28 protein-coding genes are annotated in these 23361 nt (G+C 69.2%); 14 read left to right on the top strand and 14 right to left on the bottom strand.

Annotated elements, in window-relative coordinates; genetic code table 11:
• The first annotated feature begins 59 nt into the window (after nt 1-59).
• From parE to EV662_RS00855, 5 genes are all read left to right on the top strand, one after another.
• Entirely contained in the window at nt 60-2024 is a 1965-nt protein-coding gene (gene parE, locus EV662_RS00840; protein ID WP_132460234.1) for a DNA topoisomerase IV subunit B, read from the top strand.
• Between the two features lie 17 nt (nt 2025-2041).
• On the top strand, nt 2042-2251 hold the full coding sequence (locus EV662_RS20080) for a DUF5343 domain-containing protein (RefSeq protein WP_165915474.1): 210 nt from the start codon (nt 2042-2044) through the stop codon (nt 2249-2251).
• A gap of 28 nt (nt 2252-2279) precedes the next feature.
• Nucleotides 2280-3037, top strand: a protein-coding gene (locus tag EV662_RS00845) for an IS5 family transposase (RefSeq protein WP_132460235.1) whose coding sequence is annotated in 2 segments (ribosomal slippage) — nt 2280-2604 and nt 2604-3037 — 759 coding nt in all. Because the reading frame shifts where the segments join, the coding sequence is not laid out codon by codon here.
• A 236-nt stretch (nt 3038-3273) separates the two neighbouring features.
• On the top strand, nt 3274-3978 hold the full coding sequence (locus EV662_RS00850) for a DUF1194 domain-containing protein (RefSeq protein ID WP_132460666.1): 705 nt from the start codon (nt 3274-3276) through the stop codon (nt 3976-3978).
• 68 nt (nt 3979-4046) lie between these two features.
• A complete protein-coding gene (locus EV662_RS00855) occupies nt 4047-4748 on the top strand; it encodes a DUF5765 domain-containing protein (protein WP_132460236.1) in 702 nt (233 codons plus the stop codon).
• Here the strand turns inward: EV662_RS00855 and EV662_RS00860 are convergent.
• A complete protein-coding gene (locus EV662_RS00860) occupies nt 4745-5137 on the bottom strand; it encodes a c-type cytochrome (RefSeq protein WP_132460237.1) in 393 nt (130 codons plus the stop codon). The genes EV662_RS00855 and EV662_RS00860 overlap by 4 nt on opposite strands.
• A gap of 115 nt (nt 5138-5252) precedes the next feature.
• Between EV662_RS00860 and EV662_RS00865 the strand changes: the two genes are divergently transcribed.
• Nucleotides 5253-6209 carry a hypothetical protein gene (locus tag EV662_RS00865; protein ID WP_132460238.1) on the top strand — a complete coding sequence of 319 codons (957 nt, stop codon included), beginning with the start codon at nt 5253-5255 and terminating at the stop codon, nt 6207-6209.
• A gap of 12 nt (nt 6210-6221) precedes the next feature.
• Here the strand turns inward: EV662_RS00865 and EV662_RS00870 are convergent, their stop codons facing one another.
• From EV662_RS00870 to EV662_RS00900, 7 genes are all read right to left on the bottom strand, one after another.
• Nucleotides 6222-6899, bottom strand: coding sequence for an ABC transporter ATP-binding protein (locus EV662_RS00870; RefSeq protein ID WP_132460239.1), 678 nt, complete (start codon nt 6897-6899; stop codon nt 6222-6224).
• Nucleotides 6892-8139 (bottom strand): lipoprotein-releasing ABC transporter permease subunit, encoded by a 1248-nt coding sequence (locus EV662_RS00875; protein ID WP_207903578.1) that lies wholly within the window; start codon nt 8137-8139, stop codon nt 6892-6894. Before EV662_RS00875 ends, EV662_RS00870 begins: the two co-directional genes overlap by 8 nt.
• A gap of 302 nt (nt 8140-8441) precedes the next feature.
• Nucleotides 8442-9395 (bottom strand): 2-hydroxyacid dehydrogenase, encoded by a 954-nt coding sequence (locus EV662_RS00880; protein WP_132460241.1) that lies wholly within the window; start codon nt 9393-9395, stop codon nt 8442-8444.
• Nucleotides 9395-9733, bottom strand: a complete 339-nt coding sequence (locus EV662_RS00885) for a tRNA-binding protein (protein ID WP_132460242.1) — start codon at nt 9731-9733, stop codon at nt 9395-9397. Before EV662_RS00885 ends, EV662_RS00880 begins: the two co-directional genes overlap by 1 nt.
• Nucleotides 9730-10551, bottom strand: a complete 822-nt coding sequence (gene proC / locus EV662_RS00890; RefSeq protein ID WP_132460243.1) for a pyrroline-5-carboxylate reductase — start codon at nt 10549-10551, stop codon at nt 9730-9732. Before proC ends, EV662_RS00885 begins: the two co-directional genes overlap by 4 nt.
• A 31-nt stretch (nt 10552-10582) precedes the next feature.
• Entirely contained in the window at nt 10583-11086 is a 504-nt protein-coding gene (locus EV662_RS00895; protein WP_132460244.1) for a type III secretion system chaperone family protein, read from the bottom strand.
• Between the two features lie 741 nt (nt 11087-11827).
• Entirely contained in the window at nt 11828-12067 is a 240-nt protein-coding gene (locus EV662_RS00900) for an accessory factor UbiK family protein (RefSeq protein ID WP_132460245.1), read from the bottom strand.
• 98 nt (nt 12068-12165) lie between these two features.
• On the opposite strand from EV662_RS00900, the gene lgt reads away from it, so the two are divergent.
• From lgt to pgeF, 3 genes are read left to right on the top strand one after another with little or no spacing between them, the layout of a single operon-like run.
• On the top strand, nt 12166-13053 hold the full coding sequence (gene lgt, locus EV662_RS00905) for a prolipoprotein diacylglyceryl transferase (RefSeq protein ID WP_132460246.1): 888 nt from the start codon (nt 12166-12168) through the stop codon (nt 13051-13053).
• A complete protein-coding gene (locus tag EV662_RS00910) occupies nt 13050-14120 on the top strand; it encodes a class I SAM-dependent methyltransferase (RefSeq protein ID WP_132460247.1) in 1071 nt (356 codons plus the stop codon). Before lgt ends, EV662_RS00910 begins: the two co-directional genes overlap by 4 nt.
• The gene (gene pgeF, locus EV662_RS00915; RefSeq protein WP_132460248.1) at nt 14117-14872 is read left to right on the top strand and encodes a peptidoglycan editing factor PgeF; all 756 of its coding nucleotides are present in this window, start codon (nt 14117-14119) and stop codon (nt 14870-14872) included. The genes EV662_RS00910 and pgeF overlap by 4 nt, the downstream gene beginning before the upstream one ends.
• A gap of 307 nt (nt 14873-15179) precedes the next feature.
• On the opposite strand, the gene EV662_RS00920 is transcribed toward pgeF, so the two are convergent.
• Nucleotides 15180-15776 (bottom strand): rhodanese-like domain-containing protein, encoded by a 597-nt coding sequence (locus EV662_RS00920; RefSeq protein ID WP_132460249.1) that lies wholly within the window; start codon nt 15774-15776, stop codon nt 15180-15182.
• A gap of 106 nt (nt 15777-15882) precedes the next feature.
• Here EV662_RS00920 and EV662_RS00925 point away from each other — a divergent pair, with 106 nt between their 5' ends.
• The gene (locus EV662_RS00925) at nt 15883-16368 is read left to right on the top strand and encodes a HugZ family pyridoxamine 5'-phosphate oxidase (RefSeq protein WP_132460250.1); all 486 of its coding nucleotides are present in this window, start codon (nt 15883-15885) and stop codon (nt 16366-16368) included.
• An 82-nt stretch (nt 16369-16450) separates the two neighbouring features.
• Here the strand turns inward: EV662_RS00925 and EV662_RS00930 are convergent, their stop codons facing one another.
• Nucleotides 16451-16858: a DUF4864 domain-containing protein gene (locus EV662_RS00930; protein ID WP_132460251.1), complete on the bottom strand. Its 408-nt coding sequence runs from the start codon at nt 16856-16858 to the stop codon at nt 16451-16453.
• 93 nt (nt 16859-16951) lie between these two features.
• On the opposite strand from EV662_RS00930, the gene EV662_RS00935 reads away from it, so the two are divergent.
• On the top strand, nt 16952-17839 hold the full coding sequence (locus tag EV662_RS00935) for a CHAD domain-containing protein (RefSeq protein WP_132460252.1): 888 nt from the start codon (nt 16952-16954) through the stop codon (nt 17837-17839).
• Nucleotides 17840-17851: 12 nt separating this feature from the next.
• Here the strand turns inward: EV662_RS00935 and EV662_RS00940 are convergent, their stop codons facing one another.
• Nucleotides 17852-18151, bottom strand: coding sequence for a hypothetical protein (locus EV662_RS00940; RefSeq protein WP_132460253.1), 300 nt, complete (start codon nt 18149-18151; stop codon nt 17852-17854).
• A gap of 170 nt (nt 18152-18321) precedes the next feature.
• The gene (locus EV662_RS00945; protein ID WP_132460254.1) at nt 18322-19893 is read right to left on the bottom strand and encodes a lysine--tRNA ligase; all 1572 of its coding nucleotides are present in this window, start codon (nt 19891-19893) and stop codon (nt 18322-18324) included.
• 115 nt (nt 19894-20008) lie between these two features.
• Between EV662_RS00945 and EV662_RS00950 the strand changes: the two genes are divergently transcribed.
• Together EV662_RS00950 and EV662_RS00955 are read left to right on the top strand one after the other, a co-directional pair.
• Nucleotides 20009-20428, top strand: a complete 420-nt coding sequence (locus EV662_RS00950) for a tellurite resistance TerB family protein (protein WP_132460255.1) — start codon at nt 20009-20011, stop codon at nt 20426-20428.
• Nucleotides 20428-20796 carry an inorganic pyrophosphatase gene (locus tag EV662_RS00955; RefSeq protein ID WP_132460256.1) on the top strand — a complete coding sequence of 123 codons (369 nt, stop codon included), beginning with the start codon at nt 20428-20430 and terminating at the stop codon, nt 20794-20796. The genes EV662_RS00950 and EV662_RS00955 overlap by 1 nt, the downstream gene beginning before the upstream one ends.
• A 178-nt stretch (nt 20797-20974) precedes the next feature.
• Here the strand turns inward: EV662_RS00955 and EV662_RS19355 are convergent, their stop codons facing one another.
• Nucleotides 20975-21430 (bottom strand): VPLPA-CTERM sorting domain-containing protein, encoded by a 456-nt coding sequence (locus EV662_RS19355; RefSeq protein WP_165915475.1) that lies wholly within the window; start codon nt 21428-21430, stop codon nt 20975-20977.
• Nucleotide 21431: 1 nt separating this feature from the next.
• On the opposite strand from EV662_RS19355, the gene EV662_RS19360 reads away from it, so the two are divergent.
• The gene (locus EV662_RS19360; RefSeq protein WP_165915476.1) at nt 21432-21869 is read left to right on the top strand and encodes a hypothetical protein; all 438 of its coding nucleotides are present in this window, start codon (nt 21432-21434) and stop codon (nt 21867-21869) included.
• Here EV662_RS19360 and dacB read toward each other — a convergent pair.
• Nucleotides 21860-23350 (bottom strand): D-alanyl-D-alanine carboxypeptidase/D-alanyl-D-alanine endopeptidase, encoded by a 1491-nt coding sequence (gene dacB, locus EV662_RS00965; RefSeq protein WP_132460258.1) that lies wholly within the window; start codon nt 23348-23350, stop codon nt 21860-21862. The two genes, EV662_RS19360 and dacB, sit on opposite strands and share 10 nt — an antisense overlap.
• Between the last annotated feature and the right edge of the window lie 11 nt (nt 23351-23361).

The following is a 23361-nucleotide window of genomic DNA, read 5'->3' on the forward strand; positions in this document are numbered from 1 at the left end:
CCCGCCCCCCTAAACCTGCGATACTGCCCCAAAGGCCGACAACCAGGACACGAGCAGCCATGCCCGCCGACGATCTGCTTTCCGGCGCCGCCGGACCCGATGCCTACGACGCCTCCTCGATCGAGGTGCTGGAGGGGCTGGAACCCGTGCGCAAGCGCCCCGGCATGTATATCGGCGGCACCGACGACCGCGCGCTGCACCACCTGGTGGCCGAGGTTCTGGACAACTCGATGGACGAGGCGGTGGCGGGCCACGCCACCCGCATCGAGGTCGAACTGCACGACGATTACTCGGTCACGATCCGCGACAACGGCCGCGGCATCCCGGTCGATCCCCACCCCAAGTTCCCCGACAAGTCCGCGCTGGAGGTGATCCTGTGCACGCTGCACGCGGGTGGCAAGTTCTCGGGCAAGGCCTACCAGACCTCGGGGGGCCTCCATGGCGTGGGCGTCTCGGTCGTCAACGCGCTGTCGGACCGCCTGCGGGTCGAGGTGGCGCGGGGCCGCGAGCTTTTCGCACAGGACTTCTCGCGCGGCATCCCGCAGGGGCCGCTGCAATCCCTGGGCCCCACGCCCAACCGCCGCGGCACCACCGTTACCTTCCACGCCGACGAAACCATATTCGGCAGCCACCGGTTCAAGCCCGCCCGCCTGTTCAAGATGGCCCGCTCCAAGGCCTATCTTTTCTCGGGCGTGGAAATCCGCTGGAAATCCGTCCTGCCCGACGGCGACACCCCGCAAGAGGCCACGTTCCACTTCCCCGGCGGCCTCTCGGACTACCTGACCGAAACGCTGGGTACGGCGGCCACCTATGCCGACCGCCCCTTCGCCGGCCGGGTCGAGTTCCAGCAGAAGTTCGGCCAGCCCGGATCGGTCGAATGGGCGATCAACTGGACGCCGTCGCGCGACGGGTTCATCCATTCCTATTGCAACACCGTCCCCACCCCCGAGGGCGGCACGCACGAGGCCGGGTTCTGGGCCGCGATCCTCAAGGGCATCCGCGCCTATGGGGAACTCGCCAACAACCGCAAGGCGCAGAACATCACCCGCGACGACCTGCTGACGGGCGGCTGCGCGATGGTGTCCACCTTCATCCGCGAACCCGAATTCGTCGGCCAGACCAAGGACCGCCTCGCCACGACCGAGGCCGCCCGCATGGTCGAGGGCGCGGTGCGCGACCATTTCGACAACTGGCTGGCGTCGGACACGAAATCCGCGGGCGCGATCCTCGATTTCCTCGTGCTGCGGTCCGAGGAACGCCTCCGCCGCCGCGCCGAGAAGGAAACCGCCCGGAAATCGGCCACGAAAAAGTTGCGCCTGCCGGGCAAACTCGTGGATTGCTCCGCCACCAACCGCGCGGGGACCGAACTTTTCATCGTCGAGGGCGACTCGGCGGGCGGCTCGGCCAAGATGGCCCGCGACCGCAAGACCCAGGCGCTCCTGCCGCTGCGCGGCAAGATCCTCAACGTGCTGGGGGCGGCCTCCTCGAAACTGGGCAGCAATGCCGAGATCAGCGATTTGACGCAGGCGCTGGGCACCGGGATCGGCACGCGGTTCAACATCGACGATCTGCGCTATGACAAGGTCATCATCATGACCGACGCCGACGTGGACGGGGCGCATATCGCCAGCCTGCTGATGACCTTCTTCTTCACCCAGATGCGCCCGCTCATCGACCACGGGCACCTGTACCTGGCCTGCCCGCCGCTGTTCCGGCTGACGCAGGGGGCGAAGCGGGTCTATGCGCTGGACGAGGCGGAAAAGGCGATGTGGCTGGAGAAAGGGCTGGGCGGCAAGGGCAAGATCGACGTCTCGCGGTTCAAGGGCCTGGGCGAGATGGACGCCAAGGACCTGAAGGAAACCACCATGGACCCGGCCAGCCGCAAGCTGATCCGCGTGTCGATCGACGAGGACGAACCCGGCGAAACCGCCGACCTGGTGGAGCGCCTGATGGGCAAGAAACCGGAATTGCGGTTCCAGTATATCCAGGAGAATGCTAGGTTTGTCGAAGAGGTGGATGTTTAAAAAGTTTGGAGGCCTAGGTGTCACTAACAAATGCTTATGTCCAGAATATCGGAAAAATTTCAAGCTTTTTGCGTCAGGTTCAAGATGCCCAAGCACCAGAACTGTTCACCCAACAGCTTCTACGAGACTGGGGCTTTAGCTCAACGAACGACCGAGCATTCATTCCACTTCTCGAAGCGTTGGGTTTCCTAGGGTCAGGATGCATTGATTTTCAGTGCGCTGCGTGATTCACGGCTCGGAAAACGGAGCGGTGACATGAGCGACCTGTACTGGCTGACCAACGAGCAGATGGCCAAGCTTTCCCCTTTCTTCCCCAAGTCCCACGGCAAGCCTCGGGTCGACGACAGACGGGTCTTGAGCGGGATTATCTTCATCAATCGCAATGGCTTGCGCTGGCGCGACGCGCCTGAAGCCTACGGACCGCACAAGACGCTGTACAGCCGGTGGAAGCGTTGGAGCGAGAAAGGCATCTTCGCTAGGATGATGGCTGGGTTAGCGGCCGAACACGGCGAGCAGAAGACGGTAATGATCGATGCGACCTATCTGAAGGCGCACCGCACGGCGACCAGCATGGCCGCGAAAAAGGGGGGCGTGGCCGCCTGATCGGTCGCACCAAAGGCGGCATGAACACCAAGTTGCACGCCATCTGCGACAGCAAAGGACGGCCGCTGAACCTGTTTGTCACTGCAGGACCGGTGAGCGACTACATCGGCGCGCGGGCACTGCTCGGCACCCTGCCAAAGGTCGACTGGTTGCTAGGGGATCGCGGCTATGACGCCGACTGGTTCAGAGACGCGTTGAAAGACAAAGGGATACGCGCCTGCATCCCCGGCAGAAAGCAACGCAAGACCCCCGTCAAATACGACAAGCGTCGCTACAAACGGCGCAACCGCATCGAGATCATGTTCGGTCGTCTGAAGGACTGGCGGCGCGTAGCGACACGATATGATCGCTGTCCCAAGGTGTTCCTCTCCGCCATCGCCCTCGCAGCGGTCGTCATCTACTGGTTATGAATCCTGACCCTAAGGATGTTCTTCCCTCTCAACATTGGATCAAGCAGAGGATGGACGAAATTGAAAAGTCAAGGAATTTTATTGCTCATAACAGAATGCTGCTTCCCAGCGAATTTCAGCGGCTCTACATGTATGTCGCGGACTGGAACCGAGTAATCGGACTTTAATGCTCCCCCTACCCTCCCCCCATCCCCGCCCTACCTCCTGAGGGACACCGACCCGACGGAGCCCCCATGCTGCGCCCGCTTGCCCTTGCGCTGACCCTCGCCACCCCGGCCTTGGCCGAGGACGTGGAGCTGGAACTCGTGCTCCTGGCCGACGCCTCGGGCTCCATCGACATGGCGGAAATCAGGTTCCAGCGGCAGGGCTATGCCGAGGCCATCACCGACCCCGCCGTGCTGGCCGCCATCGCGAACACCGCCTATGGCAAGATCGCGGTCACCTATGTCGAATGGGCCAGCGCGGGCGAAGAGGATGTCGTCGTCCCCTGGACGATCATCGCCGGGCCAGAGGACGCCGCCGGTTTCGCCGCCGCCCTGATCCCCCCGCCCCGCATGGCCTTTGGCCGCAACGCCATCGGCTCGGCGCTCCTGAAGGGCAAGGAGCTGATCGAGACCAACGACATCGAGGGCTGGCGCAAGGTGATCGACTTTTCTGGCGACAGCGCGAACAACTGGAACGGCCCCTCCATCGCGGACGCGCGCGCGCAGGTTCTGGCCGCGGGCATCACGATCAACGGGCTGCCGATCCTGTGCCGGGTCTGCAACGGGCCGGCGCAGTCGAACCTGGACCAGCTTTACCGCGAGCGGATCATCGGCGGCCTGGGCGCCTTTGTCGTCACCGCCGAAAGCGACGCGCAGTTCGCCGAGGCCGTCAAGCGCAAGCTGATCCTGGAGATTTCCGGCCTGACGCCCGAGACCGAGATCGCCCGCGCCGACTAGGTCTGCGGCACCCCGCCCCTTGCCAGCGCCCCCCGCCCGCGAAAGACTGGGCGCGGGAGGACAGGGCGATGTGCTGGAGTGCCGGGGTATCCGTGACCATGGTCGGGCTGGGCGCCGCGGCCACCGTGATCGCCGCCCGCCGGGGCGAGCCCACCGCGATCTGGGCGACGCTGGGCTATTTCACCTTGATGGAGGCGCTGCAGGCCGCGGGATACGCCGTGGTGGACGATTGCACCAACCCGGCGAACCGGACGGTGACGCTGCTGTCCTACCTGCATATCGCGTTCCAGCCGCTGTTCATAAACGCCTTTGCCATGGCGCTGGTGGCCCGGGCGATCCCGCACCGCACCCGCCGCGCGGTGTTCGCGATCTGCACGGCCTCGGCGGCGGTGATGGTGTTCCAGCTGGTGCCGCTGCAGGCGCTGGGCCGGTGTATCCCCGGCGAGGTGCTGTGCGGCACCGCGCTGTGCACGATCTCCGGCGAATGGCATATCGGCTGGGAGGTGCCGCTGAACGGGCTGTTCTCGCCGCTGTCCGGCTGGCTGGGATTCTCGGCGAATTTCCCCACCTACCTGTTCGCGGCCTTCGTGGTGCCGCTGGCCTATGGCGCGTGGCGCTTCGTGGTGTTCCACGCGATTTTCGGGCCGTTCCTGGCCACGCTGCTGACCGACAACCCCAACGAGATGCCGGCGGTCTGGTGCCTTTTGTCCATCGGGCTGGTACTGGTGGCGATGACGCCGGTCATCCGCCAGCGCGTCGCGCCCGCCTAGCGCTGGACGCTGTCCAGCCAGTCGGCGATGGCGGCGATCTCGGCCGAGGTGCGGATTTCGGCACCGTCCGGGGCGGTCAGCGCCACCCCCTCGCCGCGCAACGAGAACCCGTAGACCGGCATCGGCCCGCCATGGCCCGCCAGTTCCGTGCGCCCGTCGATCGCGGCGACGACACGGGCCAGCGGGAAGACCCCACCATTGCGCGCCGCCATCAACGTCAGGTCGGGCATCGCCAGCGTCAGGATCGAGGCCATCGGCCCGTCGCCGCGCGCCTCAAGCCCGTGGCAGGTCGCACAGGTCTGCCGGAACAGGGCCACGCCCGAAGGCGGCTGGCCAAGGGCGGGCGCGGCGGCCAGGCACAGGGCAAGGGCGGCGGTGGGGATACGCATCGGGGCCTCCGGGTCGAACGGGTCCAGCCTAGCGCCCCGTGGCCCGCCCGCACCTTGACCCCGATCAATCGCAAAGCCGCTTGACGCGCGCGAAGCCGGGGCAGACACTTCGCCCATGACGCGAGACCTCAGCGATCTGGTGCACCTTCTCGATGCCGCCGAGGTGCTGCGCGACATCCAGGCGCGGCGCCCCGCCGTTGCCCTGTTCCAAAGCGATACGCTGCTGTCCGCCTCGGACCGCGAGGCGGTGTTCCGCGGCCGCTATGACGGGGCGCCCGCGGTGCTGACGCTGTTTTACGGCGACGGCCATGCGGACCGGGCGCGGGTGCAGAAACGCGATCTCGAACGGCTGGTGGCGGCCCTGGCCGACGCGCCCTACAGGGTGGCGCCGCTGGTCGCCGCCTGGCCGGGCGAAGGCATCACCGTCACCGCCGATGTGGCCGGCGAACGCCTGGACGGCGCGCTGGCCGCCGCCCCGCCCGGGGCGCGCGATGCCCTGCTGGCCGAGGCGGGGGCGTGGCTGGCCCATGTGGTGGCCCAGGCCCACCGCCAGGTGGCCTTCGGCGGGCGCCACTGGGTGCGGCGGGCAACTCAGGCGCTGGCCGATGTGGAGGGGCGCGCCGACCGGCCGCTGGCGCGGCGACTGGCCACCCGGCTCGAGGCACTGCTGCCCACCGTCGCGGGCAAACCCGTGACCCAGGCCCATTGCCACGGCGATTTCCGCCCCGAGATGCTGGTCCACGCCGACGGGGCGCTGTTCGGGCTGGGCTGTCGTACCGCGCGCTGGCAGCCGGTGGTCCGCGATGTCGCCCGGTTCCTGGTGGCGCTGCACCTCGCCTGCCCGCGGCCCGGCGGGCAGCTGCGCTTTGGCGTGGATGCCGCGCATATCGAGGCGCTGCTGACCCGGCTGACGATCCTCGACCGGCGCGAACGCGCATTGCTGCTGCCGTTCTTCATCGGGGTGGAACTGGCCGACACGCTGGCCCGCGGCGACCTGACCCCGCAAGAGGCCGACGCGCTGGGCGCCGCGGTGGGCCATTTCCTGGACGGGGACGGCACCCCCCTGCTTTAGCCGCGGGGGACCTCAGACCAGCCGCCCCGCCTCCAGGTGCAAGACGCGGTCCATCCGCGCGGCCAGCTCCAGGTTATGGGTGGCGATCAGCGCGGCCAGCCCGGTGCCGCGCACCAGCTCCATCAGCGCATCGAACACCCGGTCGGACGTCGCCGGGTCCAGGTTCCCCGTGGGCTCGTCGGCCAGCAACAGGCGCGGCGCATTGGCCAGCGCCCGGCAAACCGCAACCCGCTGCTGCTCGCCCCCCGACAGGGCCGCGGGCCGGTGATCGGCCCGCGCGCCGATGCCCATCCGGTCCAGCAGGTCCAGCGCGCGCGCCTCGGCCTTGGCCCGCCCCGCGCCCGCCGCCAGCTGCGGCAGCACGATGTTCTCGGTCGCGGTGAACTCGGGCAGCAGGTGGTGAAACTGGTAGACAAAGCCGATATCGGCCCGCCGCGCGGCGGTGCGCTTGCGGTCGGACGCCGCGCCCATCTCGGCCCCCGCGATCCGCACCTGGCCCGCATCCGGCGTGTCGAGCAGACCCGCGATATGCAACAGCGTCGATTTACCAGCCCCCGACGGCGCGACCAGCGCCACCACCTCGCCCGCCGCCACGGCCAACGAGGCGCCGCGCAGCACCCGCACCTCGCCCGGCTTGCCCCGGTTATAGCTTTTCTCGACAGCGTCCAGCGCCAGCACCGGCTCACTCATAGCGCAGCGCCTCCACCGGGTTCATCCGCGCCGCGCGTCGCGCCGGGAAGATCGTCACCACGAAGGACAGCCCCAGCGACAGCACCACCGCCGAGGCGACGTCGCGCGCCTGCAACTTCGCCGGCAATTCGTAGATGCCCCGGATCGACGGGTCCCACACCCCGCCCCCCGACAGGTAATTCACCGCCGAGAAGATCGGGTCGATATAAATCGCGAACAGACAGCCAAGGATCGCCCCAAAGAAGGTCCCGATCAGGCCCGTGAACGCCCCGCAGATGAAGAACACGCGCAAGACCGCCCCCTCGGTCAGCCCCATGGTGCGCAGGATGCCGATATCGCGGCCCTTGTTCTTGACCAGCATGATCAGGCCCGAAACGATGTTCATCGCCGCGATCAGGACGAGGATCGACAGGATGATGAACATCACGTTGTCCTCGATATCGAGCGCGCGCAGGAACGCACCCGAAGCATCGCGCCACGACCACACCAGCGCCCGCTCGCCCGCCGCGCGGATCAGTTCCAGGGTCATCTCGTCCACCCGCTCGGGATCGGCGACCATCACCTCCATCTCGTCGGCCGCGCCCTCGCGGTTGAAATAGGCCTGCGCCTCGGCAAAGGGCATGTAGACGCGGGTGCGGTCGATGTCATAGCGCCCGGCGGTGAAGACATAGACCACCTCATAGGCATTCACGCGGGGGCTGGTGCCAAAGGGCGTCTTGACCCCCTCGGGCGAGATCAGCCGGATCCGGTCGCCCACACCCACCCGCAATTCCCGCGCCACGCCCGACCCGATCGCGATCCCCTCGGGAAACCGCGCGATATCGCCCAGCGCCGTCTCGGGGTCGGCGACGCGCGGGATCGTGGCCAGGTCCCCGGGCGCGATGCCGAACACCTCGACCCCCGCATTGCCCGCGCGCGAGGCGGCCATCACCTGCCCCTTGACCAGCGGCGCCACGCGGGTCACGCCGGGCACCTGGCGCAGGCGCTCCGCCATCGCCTCGTAATCGCGGATCTCGCGCGTGGTGACGCCCTGTTCGTCCACGTAGGTCGAGGAATAGACCGTGACATGGGCGTTCGCGCCCAGAATCGTGTCGACGAATTCCGCCCGGAACCCCGCTCGGACCGACAGCGTCGCGATCAGCGCGAACACCGCCAGCGTGATGCCGACCAGGCTGATCCAGGTCATCACGCTGACGCCGCCCTCGGCGCGCCGCGCGCGCAGGTAACGCCAGGCGATCATCCATTCGAAGGGCGCGAAGGGGGCAGTGCCGTTGGCCAAGGGCGGGTCCTGTCGTTTCCGTTGCGCGGCGGACCTTGGGGGCCCCTGCGGGCCGCGTCAAGCGACAAGGCCGTGGGCGGCGCGAAGCTTCGGGTTTCGCCCCGGCTTCGCCGGGCCGACCGGCTGGGGGGCTTTGCCCCCCAGACCCCCCAGAGTATTTGAACCAAGAAAAAGAGGCCTGTGCCTTCTTCTGGCCGCAAGTATCCCGGGGGGAGTCCGAAGGACGGGGGGCAGCGCCCCCCTTGGCCCGCCGGGTCGGCCCGTCAGACCGGGTTGGGCAACGCCTTGCCGGCAAGGTGGGCGCGGATGTTGTCCACCGCCATCATGCCCATCGATTCCCGCACCTCCAGCGTCGCCGTGCCCAGATGCGGCAAAAGCGCCACGTTCTCCATCGCCAGCAGCGCCTCGGGCACCTCGGGTTCGAACTCGTAGACGTCGAGCCCCGCACCGGCGATCCGGCCCGCCTGCAGCGCCGCGATCAGCGCCGTCTCGTCCACCACGTCGCCGCGCGAGATGTTCACGAAATGCGCCGAGGGCTTCATCGCGTCGAAAAGCTCGGCCCCCATCATGTGGCGGGTCGCAGCGCCGCCCGGCACGCAGGACACCACCACGTCGCAGGCCGCGCCGAGCGCGGCGAGGCTGTCGACGGCACGGGCCGGGAAGCCCAGATCCTTGGGCGAGCGCGTGAAATAGACCACGTCCATGCCGAAGCCGAAATGACAGCGCCGCGCCAGCGCCTGGCCGATATTGCCCATGCCCACGATGCCCACGGTCTTGCCGGTGACAAGAAGGCCGAGCATCTGCGTCGGGTGCCAGCCGGTCCACTGGCCAGCGCGGACCATCCGCTCGCCCTCTCCGCCGCGCCGGCAGGTCATCAGGATCAGCAGCATGCCGATATCGGCGGTGGCATCCGTCACCGCGCCCGGCGTGTTCGTCACCGCCACGCCCAGGGCGCGGGCGGCGTCGACGTCGATATGGTTGTAACCCATCCCGAAATTCGCCAAGAGCTTCGCCCGCGGCTGGCCCACATCGGCGAAGACCTCGGCCGAGAACCGGTCGCCCAGCGTGGGCAGCACGATGTCGAACTCGGCCAGCGCGCGGCGCAGCTCGTCGCCCGACAGCGGAATGTTGCTCTCGCGCATTTCCACCTCGCCCAGCGCGCGCACCGCAGGGTCGACCTTGCCCGGCATCGGGCGTGTCACCAGGATCTTCGCCATCAATACATCCTCCCCCCGATCGGCACATCCTTGTCCGGCGTGATGAGAACTACTTCGCCATCGGCATCGGGCAAGCCCAGCACCAGCACTTCGGACAGGAACTTGCCGATCTGGCGGGGCGGAAAGTTGACCACGGCCAGCACGCGCTTGCCGGGCAGGTCCTCGGGCGCGTAATGCGCGGTGATCTGGGCCGAGCTTTTCTTCTCGCCGATCTCGGGGCCGAAATCGACCCACAGCTTGATCGCCGGCTTGCGCGCCTCGGGGTAGGGTTCGGCGCGCATGATCTCGCCCACCCGGATATCCACCTTGAGAAAGTCGTCGAAGCTGATTTCGCTCACGATCCCAATTCCTTGCTGCGCTGCGTGGCGGCCGCGACCGCGCGGTTCACAAGCGGCGGAAAACCGGTTTCCGGGTCCATGAGAACCTCCAGCGCGGCCGCCGTGGTGCCGCCCGGCGAGGTGACGTTGACGCGCAACTGGCCCGGATCGTCGGCCGACTCCTCGGCCAGTTGCCCGGCGCCGCCCACCGTCGCCTTGGCCAGTTTCATCGCCATGTCCGCCGGCAGCCCCTGCGCCACGCCCGCCGCCGCCAGCGCCTCGATCAGGTGGAACACATAGGCCGGGCCCGACCCCGAGACGGCGGTCACCGCGTCCATCTGGTCCTCGGTCTCCAGCCGCACGGTCTGGCCCACCGCCGACAACAGCGTCTCGGCCAGCCGCAGCCCGTCCTCGCCCACCTTGTCATTGCCGATCAGCGCCGTGATGCCCCGCCCCACCGCCGCGGGCGTGTTCGGGATCGACCGGATCACCGGGGCCGCCTCGCCCAGGTGGCGTGCGAAATAGGCCAGCGTCTTGCCCGCCGCGACCGACAGGAACAACGTGCGTCCGTCGGCCAGCCCCGCCACCTGCGGCAGGGCGTCGTCCATGATCTGCGGCTTGACCGCCAGCAGAACGATGGCGGGGCTTTCGGGCAGCGGCTCGTTGAGGTGCAGCCCCTCGCCCGCCCGCGCGCGCAGCCAGTCCGACGCGCCCGGGTCGATCGCCCAGACAGACCCCGCCGGCAGCCCGCCCTTCAGCCAACCCTCCAGCAGCGCCGAGCCCATCTTGCCGCAGCCCAGAAGCACCAGCCCCCGTGCCGCAAGGTCATTCATGTCCATCAAGTGCCCCCGTTTTCCTCGGGGGCCGAGGTTAGGCGCGGCCGTAGGCCTCTGCAATGGCGACTTGCAGCGCGTCCTGCGGGCTGCGGTCGCCCCAGCAGACCAGCTGGAAGGCCGGGTAGAACCGTTCCGAGGCCGCGACCGCGGTGCGGATCAGCCGCTCGATCTGTTCGGCCGCGACCGGCTGGCCGCCCGACAGCATCAGCCCGTGCCGCCAGACCATCAGCCGCTGGTCGTGCCAATAGGTAAAGGCCCCGGCCCAGCACATGTCGTTGGTCGCATTCAGCGTCTCGTAAAGCGTGGGCAGCTTGTCCTCGGGCGGCTCCATCTCGAAGGTGCAGATCAGCCGCAGCATCTCGTCATGGCCCGACCAGGCCAGCGTGATCGAATAGGTCCGCCACTGCCCGGTCACCGCCATCGCGATCTGGTCGTCGGTGACGCGGTCGAACTCCCAGTCGCGGTGTTCGGCAAGCGTCTCGACGACGTCGATGGGGTGAAGGTCTTCGCCCGTCAGGAAATCTTCGGAAAGCGACATGCCCGGCCTCTTCGGTTGTAGCCTTGCGTGGGTGGCAGCCCACAAGGCTTAGGTGCCTGCTCTAGGGCGTGGGCGGATTTTCGCCTGTCCCTACCAAATATGGTGGGCGCAAAGGCGGGGCCTGTAAAGAAGTATTTTTGTGACGATCCGTGGACAACCCGCAATATCTTGTGGAAAAGCCCATCTCTTGGGCAAACCCGACAGAACGGAAGAGAGGCGCCTTTTCCGTCCCCGCCCCCGAAAGGCTGCGACAGCGGCCAGTCCCCCCGCCCCAGAACACGGCCCGCCACAAACATCGCACGCCTTTCCCCGCCGCACCTCCCAAATCGCCGCCGCAAACCGGATGCACCCCAACCCGCCCACCGCCGCCCGCCAAACCGCCGGGGCGCAGCCCCGGCGCCGGTCGCCTCGCGCAAGCGAGGCGAAACCAGCACCCGCCACAGCGCCCGACGAAAAAGGGGCGCGCCACGGCACGCCCCCTCATACCCCCCATGACCCGGCGCCAGCTTACCACCCGGCGCGTCCGAAACCCGGGCAAACCCTGTCCCAGCGACGCGCACATCCCAACCCGCCGCCGCAAACCGGGTGCACCCGCCGCCCACCGTCCCCCAGCAAACCGCCGGGGCGCAGCCCCAGCGCCGGTCGCCTCGCGCAAGCGAGGCGAAACCAGCACCCGCCACAGCGCCCAACGAAAAAGGGGCGCGCCGCGGCACGCCCCTCGGAATCCCGCCTAAGCGGCGCCTACTTGCCTTCCAGCGCGTCCAGCCGCGCCTTCAGCGCCTCGTTCTCTTCGCGCGCCTTCTGGGCCATCGCGCGCACCGCGTCGAATTCCTCGCGCGTGACGAAATCGCGATCGGCCAGCCAGCGGTCGATCATGCTCTTCATCGCCGTCTCGGCCTCGTCCTTGGCCCCCTGGGCCACGCCCATGGCATTGGTCATCAGCTTGGACATGTCGTCCAGAAGTTTGTTCCGGGTCTGCATCGGCGCCCCCTGGCATTTGCATTCGCCCCTTATATGACGTGGCGGGCGGGCAACCTCAAGGTTGACTTCGCCCGCCCGCCGTCCAACAGAGTCACCCCATGCACGCCGTTCTGCCCTTCCCCGATATCGGCCCCGAGATCGTCTCGATCTCGCTTTTCGGCGTGGAGTTCGCGCTGCGCTGGTATGCGCTGGCCTATATCGCGGGCATCCTGATCGGCTGGCGGCTGGTGGTCGCGCTGATCCGCCGCCCCGCGCTCTGGCCCGCGCGCGGCGCCCCGATGACCGCCGAGCAGGTGGACGAGCTGCTGACCTGGATCATCCTCGGGATAATCCTGGGCGGGCGGCTGGGATTCGTGTTGCTGTATCAGCCGGGCTATTACCTGGCGCATCCGCTGGAAATCCCGATGCTGTGGCAGGGGGGGATGGCGTTCCATGGCGGGCTGCTGGGCGTCGTGGCCGCGATCACGCTGTTCGCGCGCAAGCATGGCGTGCCGCTCCTCTCGGCGGCCGACGCGCTGGCCATCGCCACGCCGCCGGGGCTGTTCTTCGGGCGGGTGGCGAATTTCATCAATGCCGAGCTGTGGGGCCGCCCCTCGGACCTGCCCTGGGCGGTGGTCTTTCCCGGCGCACGGGCACAGGACTGCCCGGGCTGGGAAATGCTGCCCTGCGCGCGCCACCCCTCGCAGCTGTACGAGGCGGGGCTGGAAGGGCTGATCCTCGGGGCGGTGCTGCTGTGGCTCGCGCTTGCGCGCGGCGCGCTGAAACGGCCGGGCCGGGTGGCGGGGGTGTTCTTCATCGGCTACGGGCTTGCGCGGTTCACGGTGGAATTCTTCCGCCAGGCCGATCCGCAGTTCATCACGCCCGACAACCCGATGGGCCACGTCCTGCAAGCGGGCGGGGTCGGCCTCAGCATGGGGCAGCTTCTGTCGCTGCCGATGATGGCGCTGGGGCTTGGGTTCCTGTGGCTGGCACGGCGGCGGGCATGACCCCGCTGGCCGCCCTCCTGGCCCGGCGGATCGCGGCCACCGGCCCGATCAGCCTGGCCGAGTTCATGGCCGACTGCCTGATGCACCCCAAGCACGGCTATTACAGCACGCGCGACCCGTTCGGCGCGGCGGGCGATTTCACCACCGCCCCCGAGATCAGCCAGATGTTCGGCGAACTGATCGGGCTGTGGCTGGCGCAAACCTGGTTGGACCGCGGCGCCCCCGCGCCGTTCACGCTGGCCGAACTGGGCCCCGGGCGGGGCACGCTGATGGCAGACGCGCTGCGCGCCACCCGCGCCGTACCGGGGTTTCACGCGGCCGCGCGGGTGCACCTGGTGGAAACCTCGCCCAGCCTGCGCGCGCGCCAGCGCGACAGCCTCGCCGGCCATGACGTGACCTGGATCGACCACGCCGACGCCCTGCCCGACGCGCCGCTGTTCCTGGTGGCCAACGAATTCTTCGACGCCCTGCCGGTCCGCCAGTTCCAGCGCGACCCGGCCGGCTGGCGCGAACGCCAGGTGGGGCTGGCCCAGGGCGCGCTGGCGCTTGGGCTGTCGGCCCCCGCGCCGCTGGCCGACCTCGCACACCGGCTGGACGACACCCGCCCCGGCGACATCGTCGAAACCTGCGCCCCCGCCGCCCCCATCGTCGCCGCCATCGCCGCGCGCATCGCCGCCCATGGCGGGGCGGCGCTGATCGTGGATTACGGCGGCTGGCGGTCGCGCGGCGACACGTTGCAGGCGGTGCGCGCGCACCGGCCCGAACCGGTGCTGGCCCATCCCGGCCAGGCCGACCTGACCGCCCATGTCGATTTCGAGGCGCTGGCCCGCACCGCCACGCAGGCCGGGGCCGCCGCCAGCCGACTCACCCCGCAAGGCGTGGTCCTGGAACGGCTGGGCATCACCGCCCGGGCGCAGGCCCTGGCGAAAAATCTGTCCGGCGCGGCGCTGAAGGCCCATGTCGCCGCACATCGCCGCTTGACCCACCCGCAGGAAATGGGAACCCTCTTCCAGACACTCGCGCTGACAGAACGGGGCGGGCCGCCGCCCCCGGGATTCGATCCATGACGCTGGAGATACTGACCTCCGACGCCCTGTCCCCCCTGCGCCACGGGTTCTTCACCCGGCGCGGCGGGGCATCCTCGGGGGTATTCCACGGGCTGAACTGCGGCGGCGGGTCCACCGACCTGTCCGAGGTCGTGTCGATCAACCGTGGCCGCGTCGCGGGCGCCCTCGGCGTATCGGCCGACCACCTGGTGACGGTGAACCAGGTCCATTCCGCCGACGCGGTGACGCTGGACGCGCCGCCCGCCGACCGCCCGCGCGCCGACGCGCTGGTGACCGCGACACCGGGGCTGGCGCTGGCGGTGCTGACTGCCGATTGCCAGCCGGTGCTGTTCGCCGATGCCCGGGCGGGCGTGGTCGGCGCGGCGCATGCGGGCTGGCGCGGTGCGCTGGACGGCGTGCTCGAGGCGACGCTCGACGCGATGGAGGCGCTGGGGGCATCCCGCGCCGACACCGTCGCGGTGATCGGCCCCACGATCAGCCAGCGCGCCTACGAGGTGGGCCCGGAATTCCTGGACACCTTCATCGCCGCGGATCCCGGCAACGCCCGGTTCTTCGCCAGCGGGTCGGGCGACCGGGTGATGTTCGACCTGCCCGCCTTCGGGCTGGCACGGCTGCGCGCGGCCGGCATCGGCCAGGCGATCTGGACGCGCCATTGCACCTATTCCGACCCCGAGCGGTTCTTTTCCTACCGCCGGTCCGTCCACGTGGGCGAGGCCGATTACGGGCGGCTGATCTCGGCGATCCGGCTGTAGCGGCGCGCCCCACCCCCAGGCGCAATTGCCCCAATCATGGCCCGCGCAGGCCCAACCCCTGCCCGATTGTCCACGCAGCATGAACAACCGAACACCCCGGCCGGGCAGCGGTCCGCCCCGCGGACCGGGGGTGTCCCCGACAGGCGGGCGATGCGCAAAGGAATGCCGGAATGACACGGAAAAGCCGCTGGATGACCTGGATCATCGCCGAAAGCGCCCGGCCACAAGCGCCGCTGCCCTGGGCGCGCGGGGCCCGCACCCGCCCGGCCCGGCGGGTCGCCACCGGCTGACCGCCGCCGGCCCGGCGTCAGCCCGCGCCGTCGGTCACGCTTAGCCCCAGCAGCCGCCAGACCTGCATGCCCCCGCGGTAATAGTGGATGCGTTCGGCCGGGTAGCCCGCCGAGATCATGCGCCGGATCGCCGTGGGCGACTGGCCGCACCACGGCCCGTTGCAGAACAGCGCGACCGGCCGCGCGGCCGCGCAATCCCAGCCGTCGAAATCGATCTCGCAGCCGAGTTCCCCCAGCCGGTCGGTCATCTCCGTGTAGGGCATGTTCACCGCCCCGGGGATCGAGCCCTGTTCGAACCAGGGCACGGTGCGGCTGTCGACCACGACCACCTCGGGATCGGCCAGCATGTCCAGCAGTTCCAGTTCACCGATGGTGGCGACCCCGGGGGCTGCGGTCATCGGCTGGATGCAGAACTCGGGGCAGGGCCGCGAGGTGCGCGCCCATTCGCCGGTCAGCTCATGGGCCGGGTCCTGGATGCGCGAGATGTCCGCCGTGCCGCTGCGGGTGGGCACGGTGACGGTGGTCACGTCGGGGCGGATGCCGACGGGCGGGGTGTCCTCGGCCAGCGCCGGCAGGGCGAGGGCCGCGAGGATGATCGCGAGGGCTGGTTTCATTCTGTCTGTCCTCCCTGTGCCGTCCCAGCAAAGCCCGGCGCGCGGCGCGGCGCAAGTCTGGGCGAATCCGTCCCGCCACGCCATGCTGCCCGCGAAAGGAGCCGCCATGCCCGCCAAAGACCCCTTCCGCCCCGCCGATGACGCGGCCCGCGCCCTGGCCCGCCGCCTGATCGACACGGCCCGTTTCGGCGCGCTGGCCGTCCTCCGCGAGGGCGCGCCCTTCGTCACCCGGGTGGCACTGGCCCCGGGGGCGGACGGGGTGCCGGTGACGCTGATCTCGGACCTGGCGCCGCATACCGCGGCGCTGCGGGCCGCGCCCCTGTGTTCGCTGCTGGTGGGCGAACCGGGGCCCAGGGGCGACCCGCTGACCCATCCCCGCCTGACGATCCAGGCCGAGGCCGCGTTCGTGGCGCACGACGCCCCGGACCGCGCGGCGCTGCGCGCGCAGTACCTGATGGCGCAGCCCAAGGCACAGCTTTACGTGGATTTCGGCGATTTCCATTTCGTCCGGCTGGTGCCGCGCGCGGGCCATCTGAACGGGGGGTTCGGCAAGGCGTATGTTCTGAAGCCCGCGGACCTGGGCGCGGGTTGACCCGGCGCAAGGGGGGGCGCTGCCCCCCGTCCTGCGGACTCCCCCCGGGATATTTCGGGCCAGAAGAAGGGCAAGGCCGGTGTCAGGCCATCGGCGGCGGGGCGGGCAGCGGACGCACGCCGTCGATGCGCCAGCCCTCGGGCGTGCGGATCATGCGGTATTCGAGCCGGTGGACCCGGCCCGCGCGGTCGGTGATTTCGACCCGTTGGCGGCGGGTGTCGCCCGCCCCCTCGAGGCCGAGATAGCGCAACGCGCCCGGGCGCCAGACCATCGGATAGCCGTTGCGCACCATCTGGCCGAACCGTTCGGGCGTCTGGAACAGGCCCTGGATGCCGGGCGAGGCGAAGCCGAAGGCGGTGGCGAGATCGCCGGCCAGGAACGCCTCGACCTGGTCCGAGATCACGCCCTGGACCGCCTCGGCCACCGGGTCGGCGCGCAGCGGCGCGGCGAGGGCCAGTGCCAGGGTCAGGCCGGCCAGGATGTCGCGCATGGGGTCTGCCTCCTTGGATCGGACGGGAGTGTTAACCAAATGTCATACGAACGGGATACCGATACGGTTTGAAATTCGCGCGGGGGCGGGGCCATGGCCTATCGGGTGAAACCTTCGGACAGGTCGGTCCAGGCGGCGCTGCGGCGCATCGCCGTCGAAGAGGTTGCGGCCGCGCTGGCCGAGATCGACGACGCCGCGATGGGCCTGCATGACAAGGTGCACCAGCTGCGCAAGCGCACCAAGCGGTTGCGCGGGCTGATCCGGATGGTGCGCCCGGTCTTTCCCGCCTACGCCGCCGAGAACGCGGCCCTGCGCGATGCCCAGCGGCGGCTGTCGGCGCTGCGCGACAGCGAGGGCATGGTCGAGACCCTGGACAAGCTGGTGGCCGCGACCGGGGCGCCGGGCCTGGGACCGGTCCGCGACCGGCTGGTCGCCGCGCGCGATGCCGCCGCGGCCGAGGCCGATGTCGTGGCGGACCTGGCCCCGTTTCGCGCCGACATGGCGGCACTGGCGGTGCGGGCGCGGGGCTGGCGGCTGACGGCAGGCGGGTTCGGGGCGCTGCGCCCGGGGATCGAGGCGGTGGTCGCCCGCGCCCGGCGCGACCGCGGCCGGGCCGCGCGCAAGCCCGGCACGGCGGTGATCCATGACTGGCGCAAGGTGGTGAAATACCACTGGTATCACACCCGGCTGTTGCAGCCCCTGGACCCCGCGCCGCTGGACAGGCGGGCCCGCCAGTTGCGCGACCTGTCCGAGATGCTGGGCGACCATCACGACCTGGCGGTGTTGGAGGCCTGGGCCGCGGCGGTCCCGGATCTGCCCGGGCCGGCCGGGCTGCGGGCCGAGCTGCGCGAGCGGATCGCCGCGCGGCAGGCCACGCTTGAGGCCGAGGCGCAGGCCCTGGCGGCCCGGCTGTTCGCCAGCCCGCCCAAGGACCTGTCGCGCCGCTGGAAGCGTCGGTGGAAAGCGTGGCGTGCGGGGTGAGCCCCGCGTGCCTCAGGTGGCGGGCATGGCCGGGCGCACCGCCGTCGCGGGGCCGCGGCGGCGGACCCGGCGCGGCACGATCCCGCCGTGCGCCGGCCCCGGCGCGGCACTGGCCCTGGCCTCGCCGATCAGGAAATCGCGCGCCAGTTTCGCCCGGGTAAAGCGGTCGATCTCGGCCGCGTCACGGTCGGGATGGCAGGTCCGCGCGATATGGTGCCAGGCCTGTTCTATTTCCCGGTCGGTCGCGTAATAGCCCAGCCCCAGATCCGCCAGCGCCTCGGCCCGCGCCCGCACCTTTTCGATCGGCGTCATCGCCCCCCCCCACACTACCCGGCGATCAACGTGCCCGGGCGCGGCGGAAAGGTCCAATTTTCGCGGTGATTGTCGCGGCCCGCGCGACGGTGCGCGCGGCGCGGGCCGAATGTGGCGCGAATGTGGCGCGTGCGGGGCGTTTCCGGGGCGGCGGTGATTCGCCGTCCCGCTCAGCCCCGCGCCAGCGCGCCCTCGATCAGCTTGACCGTTTCATCCACGCCGTAAAGCGCGATGAAGCCGCCGAAACGCGGGCCCTGGCTAGCGCCCAGCAGCACCTCGTACAGCGCCTTGAACCAGTCGCGCAGCGGCTCGAACCCGTGATCCTTGCCGACCGCGAAGACCAGGCTTTGCAATTCCTCGGCGTCCTGGCCGCCCTGCCATGCCTTGAGGCGGGCCACCAGGTCCTCGATCGCGGCGCGTTCCTTGGCGTCGGGGGCGCGGAATTCCCGCGTCGGCGCCACGAAATCGCGGAAATACCGCACGGCGAACTCGGCGGCCTCATCGAGATGCGGATGGGTTTCGGGCGATGCCTCGGGGGCGTAACGCTGGATGAAGCCCCAGAGCCCGGTCTTGTCCTCGGCCCCCGCCACGGACGCCAGGTTCAAGAGCATGGCGAAGGGCACCACCATGTCCGATTGCGGCGGGTTGCCGCCGTGGATGTGCCAGACGGGATTGGCCAGTTGCTGTTCCGGCGTCTGGTCGGGGAAGGCGCGCAGTTGCTGGTGGTATTCGTCCACCGCCTTGGGGATCACGTCCCACCACAGCCGCTTGGCGGTCTTGGGTTTCTGGAACATGAAGTAGGACAGGCTTTCGGTGGCGGCATAGGTCAGCCATTCGTCGATGGTCAGCCCGTTGCCCTTCGACTTGGAAATCTTCTCGCCGTTCTCGTCGAGGAACAGTTCATAGGTGAAATGCTCGGGCTTCCGGCCACCCAGGATCTCGCAGATGCGGTCGTAGATCGGGGTGTTGGTGGAATGGTCCTTGCCATACATCTCGAAATCGACGTCCAGCGCGGCCCAGCGGGCGCCGAAATCGGGTTTCCACTGCAGTTTGACGTTGCCGCCCGTCACCGGCAGGGTCCATTCGCGGCCCTCTTCGTCGTCGAAGGTGACGGTGTGGTTCACCGCGTCGACGTTCTTCATCGGCACGTAGAGGACGCGGCCCGTCTCGGGGTGGATCGGCAGGAAGATCGAATAGGTCTGCTGGCGTTCCTCGCGCAGCGATTTCAGCATCACCGCCATCAGGTCGTCATAGCGTTCGGCGGCGCGGCACAGCACCGCGTCGAACTGGCCCGACTTGTAGAACTCGGTGGCCGAGTAGAATTCGTATTCGAACCCGAACGTGTCCAGGAACCGGCGCAGCATCGCGTTGTTGTGATGGCCGAAGCTTTCGTATTCGCCGAACGGGTCCGGCACGCTGGTCAGCGGGCGTTGCAGGTGCTCGGCCAGCATCTCCTGGTTGGGCACGTTGCCCGGCACCTTGCGCATGCCGTCCATGTCGTCGGAAAAACAGATCAGCCGGGTGGGGATATCGCTGATCGTTTCGAAGGCATGGCGGATCATCGTGGTGCGCAGCACCTCGCCGAAGGTGCCGATATGGGGCAGGCCCGACGGGCCATAGCCCGTTTCGAACAGCACGTACCCCTTTTCCGGCGGCGCCTTCTCATAGCGTTTGAGCAGGCGGCGGGCCTCTTCGAAGGGCCAGGCCTTGGAGCTCATCGCGGCAGCGCGCAGATCGGTCATTTCGAACACTCTTTCGACGGGCCGGACCCCATGCCCGGCAAGCCCCTTGTCCTATTGCCCGCATCTGCCCACGTCAATATTCTGCACCGCAACATTGCCCGGAGGATCCCCGAAGATGCGCCCAGACATGCCGATGACAGCCCAGGACGCCCTTGTCGCGATCATGGTGGCGGTCTCCGCCTCGGACGAGAACATCCGAACCGCCGAGCTTGTGTCCATCGAACGGATGGTCAATCACCTGCCGGTCTTCGCCGATTACGACGTCGACCGCATCCCGGTGGTGGCGCAAACCGTGCTGGAACTGTTCGAGGAATACGAGGGGCTGGACGCCCTGTTCGGCCTTGTGCGCGATGCCCTGCCCGAAAAGCTGTTCGAAACCGCCTATGTGCTGGCCTGTGACGTGGCCGCGGCCGATGGCCGGCTGGGCGAGGAGGAACTGCGCCTGCTCGAGGAAATCCGCTACGAGCTGAACATCGACCGGCTGGCCGGCGCCGCGATCGAGCGTGCGGCCCGGGCCCGGCACATGGTGGTCTGATGCGGGCGGTGGGTCCGCCGGACCGGTTCTGGCCCTTCGCCGACTCCTTCGTGGCGGGCACGCGGCTGGTCATCGACCGCCCGCGCGGCAGCGCCCATCCCCGCTTTCCCCAGATCGCCTATCCGCTGGATTACGGCTATCTGGACGGCACGCGCGCGATCGACGGCGACGGGGTGGACGTGTGGTGCGGCTCGGGCGACCGGGCGCGGGTGACGGGCGTGGTCGCCTCGCTCGACCTGACCAAGCGCGACGGCGAGCTGAAGCTGTTGCTGGGCTGCACCCCCGACGAGATGGAGACCATCCGCGCCTTTCACAACCAGGCCGACTGGGTGGCGGGCGCGCTGGTGCTGCGGCCGGAGGGAGTCTAGCCCCGCCCACGGCCGGGCGGGGTCGGCGTCTCTCCATCACACAGAGGGATCATGCGGAAAACCGGTCGCGGCGCTCTTGCCAAACCAACCGCACGTGCTGGGTCCCGAAAGCCTTGTCGCCGGGCTTGGCCATAGCCAAGCCCTGCGCCAAGCGCCGGTTCCTGTCTCGACCGCCCGCTCAGGCTTTGACGGCCTTGCGGCGCCCAAGCAGCGCCATCCCCCCAAGTCCGGTCAGAAGCAGCGGAAGACCGGCCGGAAGCGGGATCACCGCGCCGCCGCCGATGTAGTCGCCCGAGACCGATACGCTGTTCAGCTGGAATTCCTCGCCCGTCGATTGCTTGGCGAACAGGATCGAAAGGCCATTGGTCCGGTCGAACGGGTTGGTCGTCGTGTATGTCCGGTTTTCACCCAGGATGTTCAGGGTGATGCTGGTCGATGACGCGCCCAGCGTCCAGTCGATTGTAAAGGCGAATGCCTCGCCGACGCCGACCGCCGACGCGACACCGCCGTCCTGCGTGATCGGGCTTTCCGTTTGCGTCACACCGTTCGACAGGGCGTTTTCATTGCGGAAAATCCGGGATCCGTCGACCAACGGAAAGACCGAGACATTGTTGACACCGTCCCAAAGGCCCACCGTGAAATCGAAATCCGAACTGCTTCGCGTCGCGTTCGCCGACAGCGAAACGGTGGTCGTCGGATCGGCCGCGCCGATCGTTCCGGCCGATATCAAGTCCCACCGCAGCAGCACGGGGTTTTCGATCGGCCCCGTTCCGAAATTGATCGACGTTCCCACCGTCGTGGGCGATCCGTTCGGCGTGGACACCCCCGCGTTGGACAAAAGTCCGACGCCGGTCGCGGAAATCGTTCCGGCGGACAATGACGTCGCACTGGCAGCAAGCGCCAGCCCGAACGCCGGTAAAGCTTTCGAGAAATACATTGATCCATTCCCTTTCACACCCGCCAAAATCGTAGCGAGGATGACATTTCAAGTCAATGAAAACGGCATGTCGGCCCGGCCGCCGCACCGGCTGCCCCGGCGTGCGACCCGGTCCTGCGGGCCGCCTCAGGCGTAAAGCGCCACCCAGCGCTCCAGCAGGCCCATCTGCAACCGCCGCGCCCTGGTGACCCAGCTTTTGCCGCCCTCGGGGCGTTCCAGCTCCTGCGGACCAAGGGCCGCGCGCCGCTCGGGATCGGCGGCGAAGATCGCGAAGGCCAGCTCGCGCCCCGTGGGAAAGGTGACATAGCCCGCCAGCCCCGAAACGAAGTTCAGCGTGCCGGTCTTGGCGCGGATCTCCACCGGGTGGTCATAGATCGGCCGCCCCCGCCCGTCGCGCAGGTGGACCGGTTTCATCAGCCCCTTCAGCCCCGCCCCCGGCGCCACCTCGACCAGCATCCGCACCATTTCCACCGCCGACATCCGCGAGGCGTCCCCCAGCCCCGAATGATCGACGAACCGCGCCTTGCGCGCGCCCATCCGGGACGCCAGCCAGTCGCCCATCGCCTGTCCCGACTCGGTCAGCGACAGGGGCTGGTCGCCGCGCGCCAGCGTCGCGCTCAGCCCCACCGCCTCGGCGGTCATGTTGGTGGAATATTTCAGCATGTCGCGCAGGATGTCGCTCAACGGTTCACTCCGGTGCTCGGCCAGCACCCGGCCCGCGACCGGCGCCGCCGCCTCTTCGGGGCGGGGCAGCGCGATGCCCTCGGCGCGGGCCAGCGTGTGAAACACCTCGGCGCAATACAGCGCGGGCCGGCGCACCGGCAGCCAGCGCGCGCCCCCCTGCCCCAGCGCGCCCTGGGCCACCGTCCACTCGTCCACGCCGCCCTTGGACGAATAGGTGTAAACCGGCGCAGGGCGGTCCACGACCTGCATCCGCGCCACGCTGACCGGGGGGGCGTAACGGCGCGCGCGGGCGTCCATCGTCACGTCGTACCCGCCGCCCGCCCGCTTCCACTCGAAATGCACGCGGTTGAAATTCAGGTTCAGCCCCGAGATCGCCGGGTTGTACCCCACATGCGCGGGCTGCCCCGGGTCGATCGCCGGCAGCCGCGGCAGCGCACCTGCATCGTACAGGAACCGCCCCCGCACCTCGCGCAGCCCGGCCGCGCGCAGGCGCGCCGCCAGGTCGCCCAGCATGTCGGTGTCCAGCGTCGGGTCGCCGCCGCCCGCCAGCACCAGGTCGCCCTCCAGCCGCCCATCCGTCACCGGCCCGGTCGCCAGCACCCGCGTGGCGAACCGGTGATCGGCCCCCAGCACGTCCAGCGCGTAAAGCGCCGTGACCGATTTCGCGACCGAGGCCGGCGGCAGCCCCAGCACGGGGTTCATCACCTCCAGCACCTCGCCCGTGGCGGCATCGGCCACCGCGAAGGCCAGCTTCCCGCCCAGGTTGGCGCGGGCGACCAGCGCCTCGGCCTCGGCGGCCTGGCGCAACGCTTCGGGGCGCGCCACCGGCCGCAGGCTGCGCGCCAACGGCGCGGACAGCGCCGGGCCGCCCACCCCGGCCATCAGCGCGGCAAGCACCCAGCGGCGCGAAAATCTGTCGGCGGAACGCGTCATGGCGCGGAGTG

The sequence above is a fragment of the Rhodovulum marinum genome (genome assembly GCF_004343075.1).
Classification (GTDB): Bacteria; Pseudomonadota; Alphaproteobacteria; order Rhodobacterales; family Rhodobacteraceae; genus Rhodovulum; species Rhodovulum marinum.